Raw genomic sequence first — 15932 nt, 5'->3', positions numbered from 1 at the left:
AACTCGTGCGGATTTTTAGCAGATTTTACAATTTGGCTCTAGAGCAGATCCCGGCAACAGCCCAAATTACGCCCGCGAAGCCCATTTTTGAGCTTCCGCGACAGTGCATTGCCACAGATTACCCCTGAAAAGCAGGTTCTCAGCGAAACCTGCTGCATTTTGCGATGCACTTTAGAAGTTCGGGGTGAGAATCTCCGCCACGCGAACGCAGAAGTTATCGTTGAGCACGAGAACCTCACCTCGGGCGATCAGTCTCCCATTCGCGATGATGTCAACCGGGTCTCCAGCCAGTTTATCGAGAGGAACAACGGCTCCCTCTTTAATACTAAGGACCTCTTCCATCATCATGTCGGTTCGGCCCAGCTCAATATGCAGATCGAATTCGACGTCCCGAAGGGCGTTAAGCCCGACTCCTCCTGCAGAGCGGTCTCCTCCCGTTCCAAAATCATTCGGAGCAAATGGAGATGGGTTTCCCAGTTCACTGGGAATTTTGCCAAAACTGGAAATGTCTGGCGCCACCGCAGCGGCCAAATTGGATTGGGCGGCGTTCAAGCTTTGTTCGGCTGCATTTCCCGTATCGGGACCACCCGCCATGAGCGCAGCGATCTCGTCCGGGTCGAGCATGGGGCTTCCACCCGCAGAATCACCCGCTCCTGAATCGCTCGCCGGTTCGGATGGAGGGGGTTCCGAAGCACCACCACCAGCAGTCTGGCTTAACAGTGCTTCGATTTCATTTGGATCAAGAATATCGTCATCACCCATGAGAGTGCTGCCTCCTGCATGCTACTCATTATCCGGTCACTGCAGTTCAATCATCGCCATCGTCGCCAGGGACCGACTCGCGTTTTATTGCTCGATGATCTTAAATTCAGTGAGCAGAATATCGTTTACGTAACTTTTCCTGAGAACCTTATTGATCTCATCCTTGATTTGCCGTTTGATGCTGGCGAGATACGGGTCCTTCAAATCATCATAGGGAGCATTTCGTGCTACCCGTTCCACCGCTTCTTTGACTCGCCGCTCGGCAGACTGCGTCACGGCCAACTCAAAACCGGCCCTGTTCGACGGACTGGTCGTCGCCGCCAGATGAAACGAAACATGGATGACACCTTCGTCGATCGCCGAAGTATTCGTACAGTTGAACGAATCGATCGGCACTTCTTCGTCAGTCACCGAACTTCCGCCACTATCGAAGTTATCGTCCGAGAATTGGCTCTCGATTAGTTCTCCGTCCGTCTGGGGGGTCGCCGGTACGCTGGGGCGACTAAGCAGCCACCACACAACGACGACCTGCAAACCCAGCACAACGGCCAGCAGTCCACCAATTTTAATCAGCTTCGAACTGGAACCAGATGTTTCTGTGACAATCTCTTCTTCGGTTGAGGCTTCATCGGTACTCATTGAGACCATCCTCTCTGATGACAAACAACAAACAGGGTAAAACGGGGCAAATAAACAACCCGCTTACTGCTGGGGTTTATCATCGCTTTGTATATACGAATCCATTAAAAATACGTCAACCCGACGATTGAAAGCCTGCTTCTTGCTATCACTCGTTAGAAAACGGGGTTCAGCGGAACCAACCGCGTTGACATGCATATGTGAAGGTTTGATCCCTTTCGAGACCAAATACGTGTAGACGTTGTTCGCTCTTTGAAAGGAAAGATCGAGCGGATCGCGATACCCGGAAGAGGCAGGCGGCTGCTCTGGCGTGGCATGGCCACGAATCATGATCATGATTTCTTTCTTTTTCATGACCTCGGCTAGAGTATCGAGGTCATTCCTTAATGCTTTCGTCAATTCCGCAGAGAAGGGTTTAAACAGAATCGGCCCCCCCAGAGTAATGCGGGAGCCATTACTAATTCGTTGCACTGGATCATAGGCACCACCTCGCCCCACAGAATCATGACTCGCTTCTTTAACGCCCCCTTCCGACCGCCGTCCAGAGGACGCCATTTTTCCGTACGAGCTTCTCTCGTTTGTGGATCGACCGGGGACGCCAAACGTTCCTAGACTTGGCCCGAAAGACTGACGAATCGAGTCCATCGCGGCACGCGCTTCCCCCGAATCACTTCGAATTTCACTCATCGAGACCAACATGATGAAAAATGTCAGCAACAGTGACATCATATCACCATAGGTGACCACCCATTCCGGTACGCCGGGGGGGGGATCATCGGGAGGTGGTTTTGGATTTTTCTTCGCCATAACGACAAACTCCCTTCCAGGTGAACATGAAGATTTCAAAGATCAGATGAACACAAATCGCCACGACGGTTGCTCTTCTTTGCCAATTCATTCATATCGAGACTGAGCTAACATCACGGTTTTTATTCAGTTCATTAAGCGGCATCTTCCTTATCTGTTTCTCGTTCGTTTTTAGGCAGGTAAGTTTGCAGTTTCTGTTCCAAGACGCGAGGGTTATCCCCTTCTTGAATTGAAATGATCCCCCGCACGATGACCTCTCGAATCATCAACTCCTTTTTGGAGTAGTAGGCCAATTTGTCGGCAAAAGGAAGAAAGAGCAAGTTGGATACAATGGCCCCGTACAATGTGGTGATCAACGCCACCGCCATACCAGGGCCAATCGCCTCGGGGTCGTCCATGTTTCCCAACATGATGATCAACCCCATCAGGGTCCCGATCATCCCGAAGGCAGGAGCATAGCGGCCCATGGTATCCAGTAATGATTTTCCATTCTTATGGCGACCGGCAACCGCTTCCATTTCAGTACGAAGTACGGTTTCCATCAGCTCGGCATCGGTTCCGTCCACCGCCATTTGAATTCCCATGAGAATGAAAGGGTCTTCAATATCTGCGGTTTTGCCTTCCAGTGCCAGAATGCCTTCCCGTCGAGCGACTTCAGCGAATTCCACCAGCTGTCTCACCACGGGTCCCAAATCCTGGGCTTTGGGAAAGAAGACTTTCATCAACACTTTGCCCATGCCAAAGAAGGGCCCCATGGGGAATGCGATCATACACGCAGCGAAAGCCCCCCCGATGACGACTGCCGCCGAAGGATAGTCGATGAAAGCGGCGAAGCTCGAACCTGGTGCAATTGCAATCGCAATCAACAGCAGCGCAATACCAGCAAGCAAACCGCCTACTGATGCTTTATCCATCTTGCTGCCCCTTGTTGCCTTGAAACTGTCTTAGTGGTAATGCTGACTTCTGTCATCAGACGAAAATCGAGTTGACGGAATCCGTTATCCGGCGACCGACAATAGACGCAATGCCCGCTGATAGGCCATCGTGCGTTTAACGACCTCCTCGGCCGATTCCTTCACGATGAAACGGTCTTCGGTAGTTAATGTGACGTAAGTATCGGGACGTTGCTCAACGAATTGAATCAAGTTGGCATTCACCACGATTACGTCACCATTCAATCGTGTCAGTTTGATCATCCCTGATCCTTTAAATTGAAAAGAGTCACGCCCGGTCAGTTTCTCTCGATCACGAACGGGCGCGATCAATTCATTTCATATTCCGTTTCGAAACTTATCGGCCCAAAATCAAGAGTTCATCAACGAGTTCCTGCACCGAGCTGATCACTCGTGCGTTCCCTCGATAGTTTGTAGAGGCCACAATCAAGTCGACCAGGTTTCGACCGATGTCCGTGTTGGATAACTCAATCGCCCCCGCCTGAATCGTACCGGCACCAAAGTTTCCAGGCGTTGCCAGGAACGGAGGACCGGAACTAACTCCTTCGCGGAAGGTACCCGAACCCGATTCGAGTAAACCTTGGGGGTTTGAGAATCGAGCGAGCGTCACCTGACCGAGGGTTCGAATAATTCCGTTGTCGAAAACCCCGTTGATGATCCCGGTTTCGTCAATCACAAAGTTCGTCAAAGTACCCGGGTCCGAACCGTCCTGTGAACTGAGCGAGATGGAACTACCGGCTGATGCCGAGGAGATACCGGAAAGCTGCCTAAAGTCGACAGTGACCTGCATTGGGCTGACGGCCGCTGTGTTATTACGTGTCACGTCAAAAATAGCGTCGGCTCCGTCGCTGACTTTTCCGTTACTGTCAAAAGTAACTAAACCGGAAGAGATAAAGACGTTCTGGTCGCTGTCGTCGACACTTTCGACGAAGTAACGGAAGGTCGTCGAAGTAGAACTCTGAGACTCAAGAACAGCGGATAACTTGACGTTCACCGCCTGACCAAGTGAGTCAAAGATAATGAAGTCTGTTAATGTACTCTCACCGTTTGACGCCTGAGATTTCGTAAAAGCGAGCGGAACAGCAGAGCTATCCGACGTTTGAATCATATCGCCCACAGCCATGGTGATATCATTAACCGTTCCATAGTTACCTTCAACGGTGATCACACCGCCAGTGATGGTAACGCCGGGAGTTCCGGGAATGCCGGCCGAAGGAGCGTCCGTTGCGTCAGCAATACCGAGGGTATCGTTCATCAAGAGCATCAGGTCATCGACGGTCGTCGTAGCATCGAGGGCCAGTGAGCGAGTTCCCGTAGAACGTCCCCCTTTCTTGGCAGCGAAGGAGAGTTCATCAGGAATCGTATCGAACAAGGTGACTGAAGAACCACCACTGGCAGCACCCGAACGTAAATCCTGCAGAGTGGTTGCACCTGTCGCAACGAGACCCGTTGTGGCATCGTAAAGAGTATCGGTGGAGATGATCGACCCTTGAGAGCCAACCGTTCCCGTCGGAAGCAACGCCCCGCTCACCTCGATACTTTGAGTCTGTTGAGCCACATTTAAATCACCGAGAGGAATTTCAATATCCGAGAGCTGGGTTTTAATCAGGTTGAAGTCGTCATCAACTCCGTAACCCTGAATTTTCAAACCCTGAGCATTCACCAACAGGTTTTCACTGTTCAAGGTAAAGTTACCATTACGGGAGAATACGTTACCGTCTGCCCCTTCCAGGACGAAGAAACCGTCCCCTTCGATCGCCAGGTCGGAAGGAGAGGTACTGTTCGTCACCGACCCCTGCGTGAAGTCCCGCACGATGGTCGAAGTTGTTGCACCGAGACCGATCTGTCGCGGGTTAGTACCTCCGTTTTCGGAGGAAGGTCGCGAACCGACGCTCAATGTTCGAGAAAGCTGCGTCGTGAACAGAACGGTTGAAGCTTTGAAACCATTCGTACCTGCGTTCGCGATATTGTTACCCAATACGTCGATCGTGGTTTCGTTAAGAGTCAACCCGTTCAGAGACGTATTTAGCGCAGATGTAAGACCCATGAAAGCCCCCCCAGGCCTGTGGTACAGGTATAGTTATTATTCAGATGTTTTAGTTGCTGTTTGAAGTCCGTTGTTTGGATTCGATTCAACAACCATTATTGGTATCGACCAGTTGCCGTTCGGCATCAAATAAATACAGACGAGAAAGTGGTTCCGGTCTGCGACCCGATGTAGCAAGTGATGTATATTGTGGTATCGGCCCGCCACCTTTTACCAAATAAGCAAATCCGGATTGACTGGTAAACTTGCCGTAGTCTGCCCGCTTTAACAGTGGGTTTGAGATACGACGACAGTCGGATTTGGTCAGGCAGCCAGATTGATACCATTGACGGACGACATCGGCAGTTCGACATCTCCCACGTCAAGGTACACATCCCCGTCGCTCATGAAAGCGCGATCGACGACTCCATCCACAGGTACTCCACTCTCGGTTTTTCCCTGGACTTTCTTCCCGATAAGCGACGCGGCGTTATTAAGCTGCTGTGTCGCCAGTGTATCGAGTTGGGCGCTGTTCAATTTTTCCAGCGTATTGGAGAGATCGCGGTTCGACGTCAATGATTGCATCATTGATAGCTGACTAAGCAGCTCTTCGTTCGACGTCGGTTGTGTTGGGTCCTGGTTTTGCAGCTGAGTGATCAGCATTCGCAGGAAGTCTTCCGGAGTCAACGCGTTGAATCCGGTATCTCCGGTATCGACAAAATCGTTTCCCGCGTTGGTTTTACCAGTGGTTGCGCCTATTTCCATAGTTCTTCACTTCGTCCTTGAAGGAATGTGTCGTTGTTTCGTTTTCGCGAATTCCGTTTCGGGCTCTCGCTATTGATCAAATTTCAACGTCAATATTGTCCATCGACCACGGAGCACGGGATTGGAGCGTCACGTCCGCTTCTTCATCCCCCTGCTCTTGTTGATTTGATCGTTGTTGTTGCTGCTGCTGTTGTTGTCGGGGTTCTCGTCGTGGTTCCTGATCATCGTCCCGTTGCGACGACTGTTGCTGGTTCTGATCAGGGCGATTGGGATCCTGTACCGTCACTTCGATGCGTTCAATGTGGTGTCCCTGCTGTTGTAATGATTCTTTCAGACCCGCCATCTGGTCGAGTACTTGCTGCTGGGCGGCGGTACTCTGAACTTCCAAACGTGCGGTGATCACGCCATCGTGCCGGGTGACTTCGATATTCATCGATCCCAGATGCGGTGGAGTCAGTCGGACTTTCAATTGTTGATTGTTTTTGTCGGCGATTCGTACGGAGTCTGACAACTTCTCGAGAAACTCCTGTGATTGAACAGGTGGCAACGTCGAGGGTGGGACTGCCGGGCGACTGGCCGCACGATCGGTACTTACTGTTCTTGTGGAGGGAGACGCTTCGATCCCATTGATCTGCGCGGCGACTTCGGTCTTCGTCGCGGTGGCTCCCTCTGCTGTCACTTTGGAAGCGGCTTGTTCAAGACCGATCGAAGGAGTAACCGAGGTGATGGCAGTGACTGGTTTTGTTTGAGCAAGTCGATTTCCCTCTTCAACCGGTGGGGCAGCGTCAGTGGTTCCCTGTTTCGCAGTTGTCGAATCTGATTTTACAGAACGTGAGACTTCAGAGGTTGCCCCCTGTTTGATCTCTGTAACCGAAGGTGTTGTTGACTCGGAAGACTGTCCTGCTTCTGTGGTCGTATTCGACTTGGTTGTCGTTGTTTCCTTAATCACTGGAACAATTCGGGCTGCGGCCTCTGACTGTTCCGTCGCATTCGCTTCGGAAGTGGTTTCCCCTTCTTCAGACGGAGAAATCCCGTCTAGGGATTCAGGAGCGACAACTGATGTTACGGAAGCGTTCTGCGAGGATGATTCGGTCGTATCGGGATTTGTCCCCGAAGTTGACTCAGGATTTGATTCCGGGTTGATCAACACGGGCGGCGCATTCGCGACTACTTGATTTCCATTGTTCGATTGTGTGTTGGATTCCGTTCCCGTAGCGGTCGATACGATGTCAGCAGTTTCGACTGTCGAGCCCTCTGCGGTCACTTCCGTCGATTGTTCGTCATCCTCGCCTGTTCCACCAAAGGACTCGACGATCTGCTCGATCAGTTCTTCTCCAATCGCTTGGACTTGTTCGGTCGCCGGATCGGCACCTGCTTCCGTCGATGAAGTCACTAACTCCGAAACGACTTTTTGAATCGTAGCGGCAATCGCTGCTGGATCCACTGGTGTCGCTGGTGCTCCAGACTTCGACTGTTTACCGACCTGATTCGCAATCAACCCCAGGATGAGTTCACTCGGGACACTCAGTTTGCCGTCCCCAGTTCCTTCAATGATGGGAGCATTGGCGGTCGCTTCATTTACGGATTGCGAGGCATGAATCTGTTGCAGAAAATCTTTGCCGAAACTGGTGGGTGGTTTGACTTCGGTCGGAGCACCGGAAGAGTCCTGTAATAATTGGGCAACAACCTCGCTCAGGGCAAGCAGCGAATCATTGACCGAGCCTGACGGATCAACGGTTTCTTGATTGACCTCTACAGGAGGCGCGGACGGTGCGGAGTTCTCTGTAGACTCTTCGAAACTGGTCAGGGAACTATTGTCAGCAGGTTGCGACTCTTGAATTTTCTGAGTCGAATCCGTTTCAACTCGCGACTCGGTGCTCACTGTTGATGCTGGAGCACTCTCTTCAGAGGATTGTCGAGTTTGCGTCGGGGCTGGCCTGTCTACCGGACGTTCCGGTTCGCTTCGTTGACGCTGTTTCGCTTCGGGAGTCTCCCGGCTGAAACGTTCCGATCGGGAAGGACCTTGTTCCTCTGCGCGCGAAGAAGTTTTGTCTGATTGATATTGTTCGCGTGTTTTTGATTCTGGGGGTGGAGTCGCGGTGCGTCGATTTTCGACGTCGAGAGACTTTTTAAGCGCGGTTTGATAGACCGAATCGCTGGGACGCAAACCGGTTACGTCGAACAACCCCTGCTCAGTTCCCTGTGGACGCAGGTTCTCCGGCAGAAAGTTGATTTGCAGCTGTTTCGATATATCGTTCCCGGCCATTCCCCGCCTCTTCATCCTCAAATCGAGATGAGCTAACTCAGTATTATTATCGGCAGCTTCACAACGCGTTCACCATGAACGCTGTAAGTACCAGTACTGAGTCTTTTTAGGAGGCAGGAATCATCTGCAAACAGCCAGCTTATTATAGTTGGGAAGCACCCATCGTTTTCTGGGCGACGGAATTCAACGGTTCGCCCTGATAGATATTCTGGAAAACCTGCTTGCCCCGTTCCTGTACCTCTACTTGATTAGAATCGGAAAATCCCGTCAAAATCTTGGCGATTTCTTTGTTTTCCATCTCTTTTATGAGGATTACGCAATCTGCAAGGTCAAGTGTCATCAAATGTTCAACCTTCATGGCGTCAGGTTTCAGTGACTGCAGAACACCGCGTGCCCGCTCCACTTCCGTCGATGTATTCCGCTGCGTGATCTCTTCCATTTCCTTTTGAAACTTGTCTCGCAGCTGTTCCAGGCTCGTTTTTTCTTCTTCGATCCGCTGAGCTTCTTTTCGCAGGTTTTCGCCTATGGTACTGAGGATATTCTCCCGTTCGTGAATTCCAACAACGCGTAAGGCTCGTAGATTGGAGATTTCCTTCTGGGAAGGAGCCTCCGACTCTTTGTCCTCTTCGTCGATAATGGGGTCATTCTCCGAAGGATCAATCCCCTGCATGATCATCTTAATGTCCTGCAGACTATCGTTCGTCAGCGTGCCTTGGTTCCAGTAAAAGGCAACGACCACCCCTTCGGTGATCAATGTCGCTACCGCCATCACACCGATGATCGCTCCCAGCGTTCTTAACATAATTGGTGTACTCCCCTTACCTTCTGTTGTACGCTCCGTCGAGCGACCCTTCTTCGAGTTTGTTCAGGAATGAGGAACTGTATCCTCTGCGCCGCGTTACCGATGCGTCGCACGCCAGGTTTCTTCCCGCTCCAGGTTTTCCTGATGAATTTGAGTCTTAGTATGTTCAGTTAGTTTTCGTGATTTGATTTTCTCGAGGACTTTGACGTCCTGGTCCGCTTCAACCAACGCCTGCCGACAATGTTTGATCTTCTCCTCGAGCAGTCGTCGGTTTTCATCGATGACGCGTATCTGCGTCTTCAATTGTCCAAGGTGAAATCGACGAGCAGAAATTCGGTCGATCTCAACACGACCACCCACCCCCATCTGCTTCACTTCCTGTTCAATTGCTTGGTACTGCTGCTGAATCTCATTCTTGTGCTGGAGTTGTTCTGCATCCGCTGCCAGAACCTGTGCCAATACCTGACGACAGATATCCCGACGGCTCTCCCGGTAGTTCAACAGGGGATCGAGTTGATAACGGAACTTTTTCAACCGACGGTTAACTCCTGAAGTCGCATAGCAACTTTATTTCATGGTTTCATTGAGTCGTTTTTTAGGCTTTGAACGGTATTCACCTGACGCACCGCCAACGTTACTTCATTTTAGGGGGTGCCCCTTGCCGCATCCCACCCGGAAGCGTTGTTCCGCTCGCTGGCAAAGTATCGAGCTGTTTCAACTGTTTCTGAGTATCTGCCCAACTCGTTCTTTCACCCGGAGGTTGCTGCAAGAACTTGAGCAACCCGCCCCGCAGACTGATGGCCGAATCGACTACTGGATTCGTTCCCTGCTGATAGGCACCGATATTGATTAAGTCTTCGGACTGTTGATAGGCAGCCATCAGCCGACGAATGTTGTTCGCATGCTGCCGGTGGTCGGGAGTGGTGATGTCGGACATACTCCGGCTGATACTTTCCAGAACATCAATGGCAGGGAAATGCGCTTCGTGGGCGATTTTCCGCGAGAGCACAATGTGTCCGTCGAGAATACCTCGAACCGTATCTGAGATGGGTTCGTTCGTATCATCCCCTTCGACCAGCACAGTGTAAAAACCGGTGATGCTCCCTTTGTTGGTACGGCCACTGCGTTCGAGCAGTTGCGGCATCAACGAAAAGACCGAAGGGGGATAACCTCGGGTAGCAGGCGGCTCGCCCGCAGCCAGACCGATTTCCCGTTGGGCGAGGGCAAAGCGGGTGACGCTGTCCATCATCAACAGGACGTCTTTCCCCTGATCGCGGAAGTATTCAGCAATCGCGGTTCCCAGAAAGGCAGACTGCAGTCGAAGGACGGCCGGTTCATCACTGGTCGCAACCACGACCACACTTCGTTTTAGTCCTTCCGGTCCCAGGTCTCGTTCAAGGAATTCGCGAACCTCACGACCTCGTTCTCCGACGAGCACGACGACGTTCACATCAGCAGAACTGGACCGAGCCAGTTGTCCCATTAACGTACTTTTTCCGACACCACTGCCGGCAAAGATACCGAGGCGTTGTCCTTTGCCGCAGGTCAGGAAACCATCGATAACGCGGACACCCGTCTCCAGAACTTCATCAATTCGAGGCCGCTCTAACGGTGACGTCGGCGTCGCCTGAACCTGAGCAATGTGTGGCAGGAAGGCGGAAGGTTGCTGGTCGATAAATTCTCCTCGACCGTTAACAATCCTTCCCAGGAGCTTGTCTCCCACTCGGAGTGCTGGCACCGACTGGACCAGCTCGACCCGGTTACCACGACGAATTCCGTCCAGCTTCCCCAGGGAAAGCAGGAAAGTTTCTTCGCCATGAAAGCCGATGACCTGCGCGTCGAGTGGCTTGCCATTATGTCGATGGATTCGGCAGAGCGCCCCCAAAGGTGCGGATAGACCGGAAACCGATATCGTCAGTCCAACGGTTTTCAATACGCTCCCTGTCATCCCCACCGACATGATGCGATCGAGATGATTCGAAAGTGATTCCAGTTTAAACTCGATAGCGGTCATAGGTAAATTGAGTTTCGTTTTATGGAAGGCTGTCGGAGCGGTTAAGGGTCGCAGTGAGGGCGAAAGAGCATTTTGATTGGTGGTTAATTGTCCGAGATTAATTCATTGGCGATGCGTTCGATTTGTGTCTCCAGCCCGGCGTCCACTGAGCCATGTTGTGTTTCCACACGACTGTCGCCCCGGCCCAGATTTTCATCCATCAGCACGTTGACTTTTCCGCAGCTGGATAACGATTTCACAATGTTGTCCCGTTCGTCACCGAGAGTTTCGTAGTCGTCCTGGCTGAGATAAACCGTCACCTCGGGGGAGCCAGCGACGAGCTCGAGCGTGGAACGGAGCATCTCGGTGGTCAATTCCGGATCGAGTTCAATCGCGCGATGTACGACTTTGCTGGCAATTCTTGCCGCCAGTTCAATGGCGATCTTCTCCCAGGTGTAAAGCCAGTTATCCTTCTCCTGCAGCAATGTCTGGGCGACTTTATCGAGGGCAGGCAAGACAGTCGAAACACGGTTCTGCACCGTCAGTTCGGAAAGTTGATTGGCCTTCTGCTCAATTTCCTGCTGTGCGTTCTGACGACCTTCCGTTAAGCCTTTTTCCAGACCTTCAGCTTGAGACTTACTGATGATGGCATCAGCTTGCTGCTTGGCATCGTCCAGAATTTTGTCGGCCTGTTTCTTAATATCCGCCAGGTAGGACTCCCCCTGCTTCTCAAGATCGTGATAGTTGAACGCGACCTTCGATCCCATATTGCGAAAGGATCCCGCTTTCAACACTCGATCTGATTCTTGAAACGCCATGGAGTTAATCTCATCCCCGGGAGGTAAATTGGTACGATTCAACTGGTTACATACGAAGGGTCTGACATCCCACTCGTTAAGTAATCATGCGATCCCCTTCGTTGGCGGAGACTTCGATCTCGCCAGCGTCTTCGAGACGACGAACTACATCGACGATCTGCTGCTGCATCGCTTCGACGTCGCTGAGTTTGACCGGCCCCAGGAACTCCATTTCTTCGCGAAGTAAATCTGCTGCTCGCTGGGAAAGGTTGCCCAGCACTTTGTCTTTGATTTGATCCGACGCCCCTTTGAGTGACATCGCCCATTGCGCATTGTCGACCTCTTTGAGCAACGCTTGAATCGCTTTGCTGTCGAGTTTCATCAGATCGTCGAAGACGAACATCAATCGTTTAATCTCTTCGGCCAGATCGACGTCTTCCTCTTCGAGTTTTTCCAGAATCATTTTGTTTGTAGTACGATCGGTGACGTTCAAAATCTGCGCCACCATCGGCACGCCACCCGCTTTTTCAGAGTGCCTCGACAGGAGCGAGGTCATACGACTTTCCAAGCTCGCTTCGATATCCGATACGACTTCCGGGCTGGTTTGCTCCATATGAGCGACGCGGCGGATCACTTCCATCTGCTTGACTGAAGGCAATCCGGAAACAACCTCTGCAGATAACTGAGCCGGCAGATGAGAAAGAATCAACGCGATGGTCTGGGGGTGTTCGTCGCTGATAAATGCGAGCAGGTTTTCTGCTTCAGCTTTATGTAGAAAACCAAAGGGAACCGCGCTGAGAGATTGTTTGATATTGTCCAGGATCTCAGCCGCGTGCTCGTCGCCCAGTGATTGGGACAGCAGTTCACCGGCGAAGTCCATTCCTCCGCCGCCGATTTGCGTGCTTTCGCTCGCCATGCTGTAGAACTCAGTGAAGACTGTCTTCTGCTGTTCCTTGGAGATGTTTTCCATTTTGGCCAGACGATACGTCACCGCCTCGACCAGATGTTTGGGCAGCAGGCTGAGAACTTCCGCTGCGACCGGTTTATCCAGGCTCAGAATCAGTACAGCTGCTTTGTCGATATCATCCATGATATGAAGCTGTTCATGAAAATGCGGGGGCATTGCCCCTCACAAAATAGGTCGTTGAATCACGAAGAAGATGATCTGGCGACTGTGGCGGACGCCCCTCCACACTGATCACCAGTGCACATCCCTTCGGAAAGAAGGGCCTTTAAATACCCTTTTACGGCATTGGGATCAAGATCGATTTCAGACGGATCGATCACCAGTCGCACGATTCAAACTTAACTGGCTTCACCAATTAGTGCCGCAAACGTCGTTTAGCGAGTATTACGGATCCAGTTGCTAATGACGGCAGCGGTCATTTCCGGGTTTTCTTTAACAACCGTCTGGAAGTCTTCCCGCTCGCCTGCTTCCGGCAATACAAATGAGGAGTGGTGCTTCTCTTCGGCCTCTTCTTCGACATGAGGCCTCAGGGCTGCCTGCAAAGTAGCTGCTTCCATTTCCACGTCGGGAAGTGCCGGCATGCTTTTATTGAGTGATCGCAGTGCCCACAGAGCCAGTACTACCAGCATGACGGCCCCACCCCAGTTCGTGATCCAGTCGATCAGCTTGTCTGTGAGGGGAACGTTAAATTCGGGAGTGACGGGTTCCTGCGGTATCACCGTCTGCACAGAGATCGAGCTGGGATTCGGATTCTCGATCAGGTCGACATTGATACGAGTAGCGATCAGCTGTTTGACCTGATTTTCGACTTCGAGTTTGACCACTCCCATTTGTTGCAGAAAATCTTCCGACGTCGGCGTCTGAGCCAGATCCGGGTTTCGGCGCAGCAATAAGGTGCGAGGATAATCTTCGGGAATAGTCACTGAGACCCGCGTAGCCGTGGGGGTCGCGCCAAAAATCTCTTCGTTCAAAATCTCAAAACGGGGAACGGTTAAGGTCTCGGTATCTTCCTCGGTCAGGGTACTACTACTATCCGGAGACTGTTCGCCACCGACGCTCAGCGAACTGGCGTTCGGCACGACGCCCGGTTCCTGTCGAACCTGTCGTTTTTGAAACTGTTGCTGACGAGTTTTGACCGATTGCTGAATCGCAACCGTTTGCTTGCTATCAACCGTCTGTTCCCGACGGGTCTGCCGTTTGATTTCCGATAGATCAACCGTAACCGACACGTTCACGTCGGGGATATAACTTAAAGCAGAGAGCAATTCCTGGTGAATAGTGCGTTCATGTTCGTTTTTCAGGCGTAGCAATTTATCGCTGGCAGGATCATTATCGTTATCGGAACTGTAATTGCGGAGGGTAGCGAGATCGAGAACCGAAACGTGCTGCGCGGTAATGCCGGGCAGTGAATTCGCCACCATCAGGCGAATGCCATCGATTTGTTCTCGATTCAAATGCACGCCCGCACGAGGTCGTACGGACACAGATGCAGTCCCTGCCGGACCCGTTTGCCGCCAGCTGCGTCCAACAGAAGGTGCCCATTTCACCGTCGCGACGTCGATTCCGTCATAACTTTCAATGAGCTTGGCCAATTCTTTTTCTTTGGCACTCCCCATCGCGACAGAGAACTGTTTATTGCTAGTGAACGCAGACAGGTTTCCTAATGCTTTTTCCTCTTCCGATTGAACTGAACCACCGAATGCAGTCAGGCCGGTGGAGCTGAGCAAAGCCGAGTTATATCGATCGAGGTCGACGCTCGGCACGAGCAATTGGCCACTTCTCGTATCGAAATCGGTCAGGTTGGCGTCGAACAAAGCTGTCTGAGCGACATTCATCTCTTCGACATTGAATCGACGACCATACAGAACGGGGGTCGTTCCGCCCGCCTCACCCCGCATGACGACGAAGTAAAAGATGAGTGGAACCATTAAGGTCACCAAGGCCAGCGTTCCGCGCTGACTGGGCGTAAACGTCTGGTACAATTTCTGAAGCTGAGCCAGCGTGTTTTTGAGAGATTCCATAACTCGGGCAATACCACAACTGTGCAAACCGGGAGCCATCCGTCAGTGACGGGTCGATCCACAGGATTTGCCTTGTTTACAATTTATGCAGGAGAGAGTGGCGGGAGTTATACAAGGAATTGCCGACTTGAGTCTATCTGAGTTTTGGGAGAATTTTTATCTGATTATTTCGTCTACTTCTGAGATCATTTCTCTATTTACAAGCAGTTTCAAAACCCTCTAACGGGTGACCTTGCCTCTCTATTTGTAGCATCCAGATCATCCACAACCAGGTTTTCAAATGCCCTTTCGCGTTATACAGGCGATCGAATCTACATCCGCAATTGCTGGAGTTCCTGGTAGGCTTCCATGACCTTGTTACGCATCTGGAGGAGCATTCGCATCGACAAGTCTGCCTTTTTCACTGCGGACATGACTTCCACCTGGGAGATATCCTCTCCGATCAAACTGCGATCAATCGCATTGTTCGCGCTCAATTCCAACTGGTTCGTTTCCGAAATTGCTCCCACGAGCAAATCCTGAAAAGACCCACCACCCACTGCTCCCGATTCGGTCGCAGAATTCGGGAAGTCAGGTTGCATCAAAGGGGGGAATTGAGACAGTGAGGAAATGGGTTGGGTCATTTTCTATTTTCCACATCGAACAGGAGCTGGTAAGAGCGTCAGATGTACAACTTCAATTAACACGACGACATTATCTAATCGAGATTATCTAACCGAGGATTTTCAGCCCTAACTGGGTCATTTGTTTGGTGATGTCCATCGCGGCGACGTTCGCTTCGTACGCACGGTTAGCCTCCATTGCATTGACGAATTCGGTCACCATGTCAAAGTTCGGCAGAGAAACGAATCCATCCTGATCGGCATCGGGGTGTCCCGGTTCAAACTTGCGTCGAGGAGGTGTTGCGTCATCCACCTGCACTTCTCCAACGACACCCGCTCCACGGGTGTCATCCTTATTGTCAGCCGCGAAGGTAACGAATCGACGTTGAAAGGGACTCAAGTTTCCTTCGGCATCGCGTGTCGTATGGGCATTAGCAATGTTGCCGGAAATCGTATCCATCCGCATTCGCTGAGCAACTAGAGCACTGGTACTGATATCAATTGCTTTAAACATATTCGACTCCTTCGAACG

Annotated in this window: 16 protein-coding genes; all 16 read right to left on the bottom strand. The window is 51.5% G+C overall.

The window, feature by feature from the left end; genetic code table 11:
* Positions 1-171 precede the first annotated feature (171 nt).
* Positions 172-762 carry a flagellar motor switch protein FliN gene (gene fliN / locus Pla110_RS03990; protein WP_197440489.1) on the bottom strand — a complete coding sequence of 197 codons (591 nt, stop codon included), beginning with the start codon at positions 760-762 and terminating at the stop codon, positions 172-174.
* Between the two features lie 84 nt (positions 763-846).
* Entirely contained in the window at positions 847-1401 is a 555-nt protein-coding gene (locus tag Pla110_RS03985) for a flagellar basal body-associated FliL family protein (RefSeq protein ID WP_144993483.1), read from the bottom strand.
* Positions 1402-1464: 63 nt separating this feature from the next.
* Positions 1465-2208 carry an OmpA/MotB family protein gene (locus Pla110_RS03980; RefSeq protein WP_144993481.1) on the bottom strand — a complete coding sequence of 248 codons (744 nt, stop codon included), beginning with the start codon at positions 2206-2208 and terminating at the stop codon, positions 1465-1467.
* Positions 2209-2342: 134 nt separating this feature from the next.
* On the bottom strand, positions 2343-3122 hold the full coding sequence (locus Pla110_RS03975) for a motility protein A (protein WP_144993479.1): 780 nt from the start codon (positions 3120-3122) through the stop codon (positions 2343-2345).
* Between the two features lie 84 nt (positions 3123-3206).
* The gene (locus Pla110_RS03970; RefSeq protein ID WP_144993477.1) at positions 3207-3404 is read right to left on the bottom strand and encodes a flagellar FlbD family protein; all 198 of its coding nucleotides are present in this window, start codon (positions 3402-3404) and stop codon (positions 3207-3209) included.
* A 94-nt stretch (positions 3405-3498) separates the two neighbouring features.
* The gene (locus Pla110_RS03965) at positions 3499-5208 is read right to left on the bottom strand and encodes a flagellar hook-basal body complex protein (protein WP_144993475.1); all 1710 of its coding nucleotides are present in this window, start codon (positions 5206-5208) and stop codon (positions 3499-3501) included.
* 303 nt (positions 5209-5511) lie between these two features.
* On the bottom strand, positions 5512-5952 hold the full coding sequence (locus tag Pla110_RS03960; RefSeq protein WP_144993473.1) for a flagellar hook assembly protein FlgD: 441 nt from the start codon (positions 5950-5952) through the stop codon (positions 5512-5514).
* A gap of 76 nt (positions 5953-6028) precedes the next feature.
* Entirely contained in the window at positions 6029-8218 is a 2190-nt protein-coding gene (locus tag Pla110_RS03955) for a flagellar hook-length control protein FliK (protein WP_197440488.1), read from the bottom strand.
* A gap of 142 nt (positions 8219-8360) precedes the next feature.
* Positions 8361-9020 carry a hypothetical protein gene (locus Pla110_RS03950; RefSeq protein WP_144993468.1) on the bottom strand — a complete coding sequence of 220 codons (660 nt, stop codon included), beginning with the start codon at positions 9018-9020 and terminating at the stop codon, positions 8361-8363.
* 96 nt (positions 9021-9116) lie between these two features.
* Entirely contained in the window at positions 9117-9554 is a 438-nt protein-coding gene (locus tag Pla110_RS03945; RefSeq protein WP_144993466.1) for a hypothetical protein, read from the bottom strand.
* A gap of 100 nt (positions 9555-9654) precedes the next feature.
* On the bottom strand, positions 9655-11034 hold the full coding sequence (locus Pla110_RS03940; protein ID WP_144993465.1) for a FliI/YscN family ATPase: 1380 nt from the start codon (positions 11032-11034) through the stop codon (positions 9655-9657).
* A gap of 83 nt (positions 11035-11117) precedes the next feature.
* Positions 11118-11831: a FliH/SctL family protein gene (locus tag Pla110_RS03935; RefSeq protein ID WP_144993463.1), complete on the bottom strand. Its 714-nt coding sequence runs from the start codon at positions 11829-11831 to the stop codon at positions 11118-11120.
* Between the two features lie 76 nt (positions 11832-11907).
* The gene (gene fliG / locus Pla110_RS03930; RefSeq protein ID WP_144999581.1) at positions 11908-12900 is read right to left on the bottom strand and encodes a flagellar motor switch protein FliG; all 993 of its coding nucleotides are present in this window, start codon (positions 12898-12900) and stop codon (positions 11908-11910) included.
* Between the two features lie 251 nt (positions 12901-13151).
* Positions 13152-14798 (bottom strand): hypothetical protein, encoded by a 1647-nt coding sequence (locus Pla110_RS03925; protein WP_197440487.1) that lies wholly within the window; start codon positions 14796-14798, stop codon positions 13152-13154.
* A gap of 311 nt (positions 14799-15109) precedes the next feature.
* Positions 15110-15421: a flagellar hook-basal body complex protein FliE gene (gene fliE / locus Pla110_RS03920; RefSeq protein ID WP_144993459.1), complete on the bottom strand. Its 312-nt coding sequence runs from the start codon at positions 15419-15421 to the stop codon at positions 15110-15112.
* Between the two features lie 88 nt (positions 15422-15509).
* On the bottom strand, positions 15510-15914 hold the full coding sequence (flgC, locus tag Pla110_RS03915; RefSeq protein WP_144993456.1) for a flagellar basal body rod protein FlgC: 405 nt from the start codon (positions 15912-15914) through the stop codon (positions 15510-15512).
* Positions 15915-15932: the final 18 nt, after the last annotated feature.

Source organism: Polystyrenella longa, assembly GCF_007750395.1.
Lineage (GTDB): Bacteria > Planctomycetota > Planctomycetia > Planctomycetales > Planctomycetaceae > Polystyrenella > Polystyrenella longa.
The sequence above is the reverse complement of the archived record's forward strand: the minus strand, read 5'-3'. Positions and strand labels throughout refer to the sequence as shown.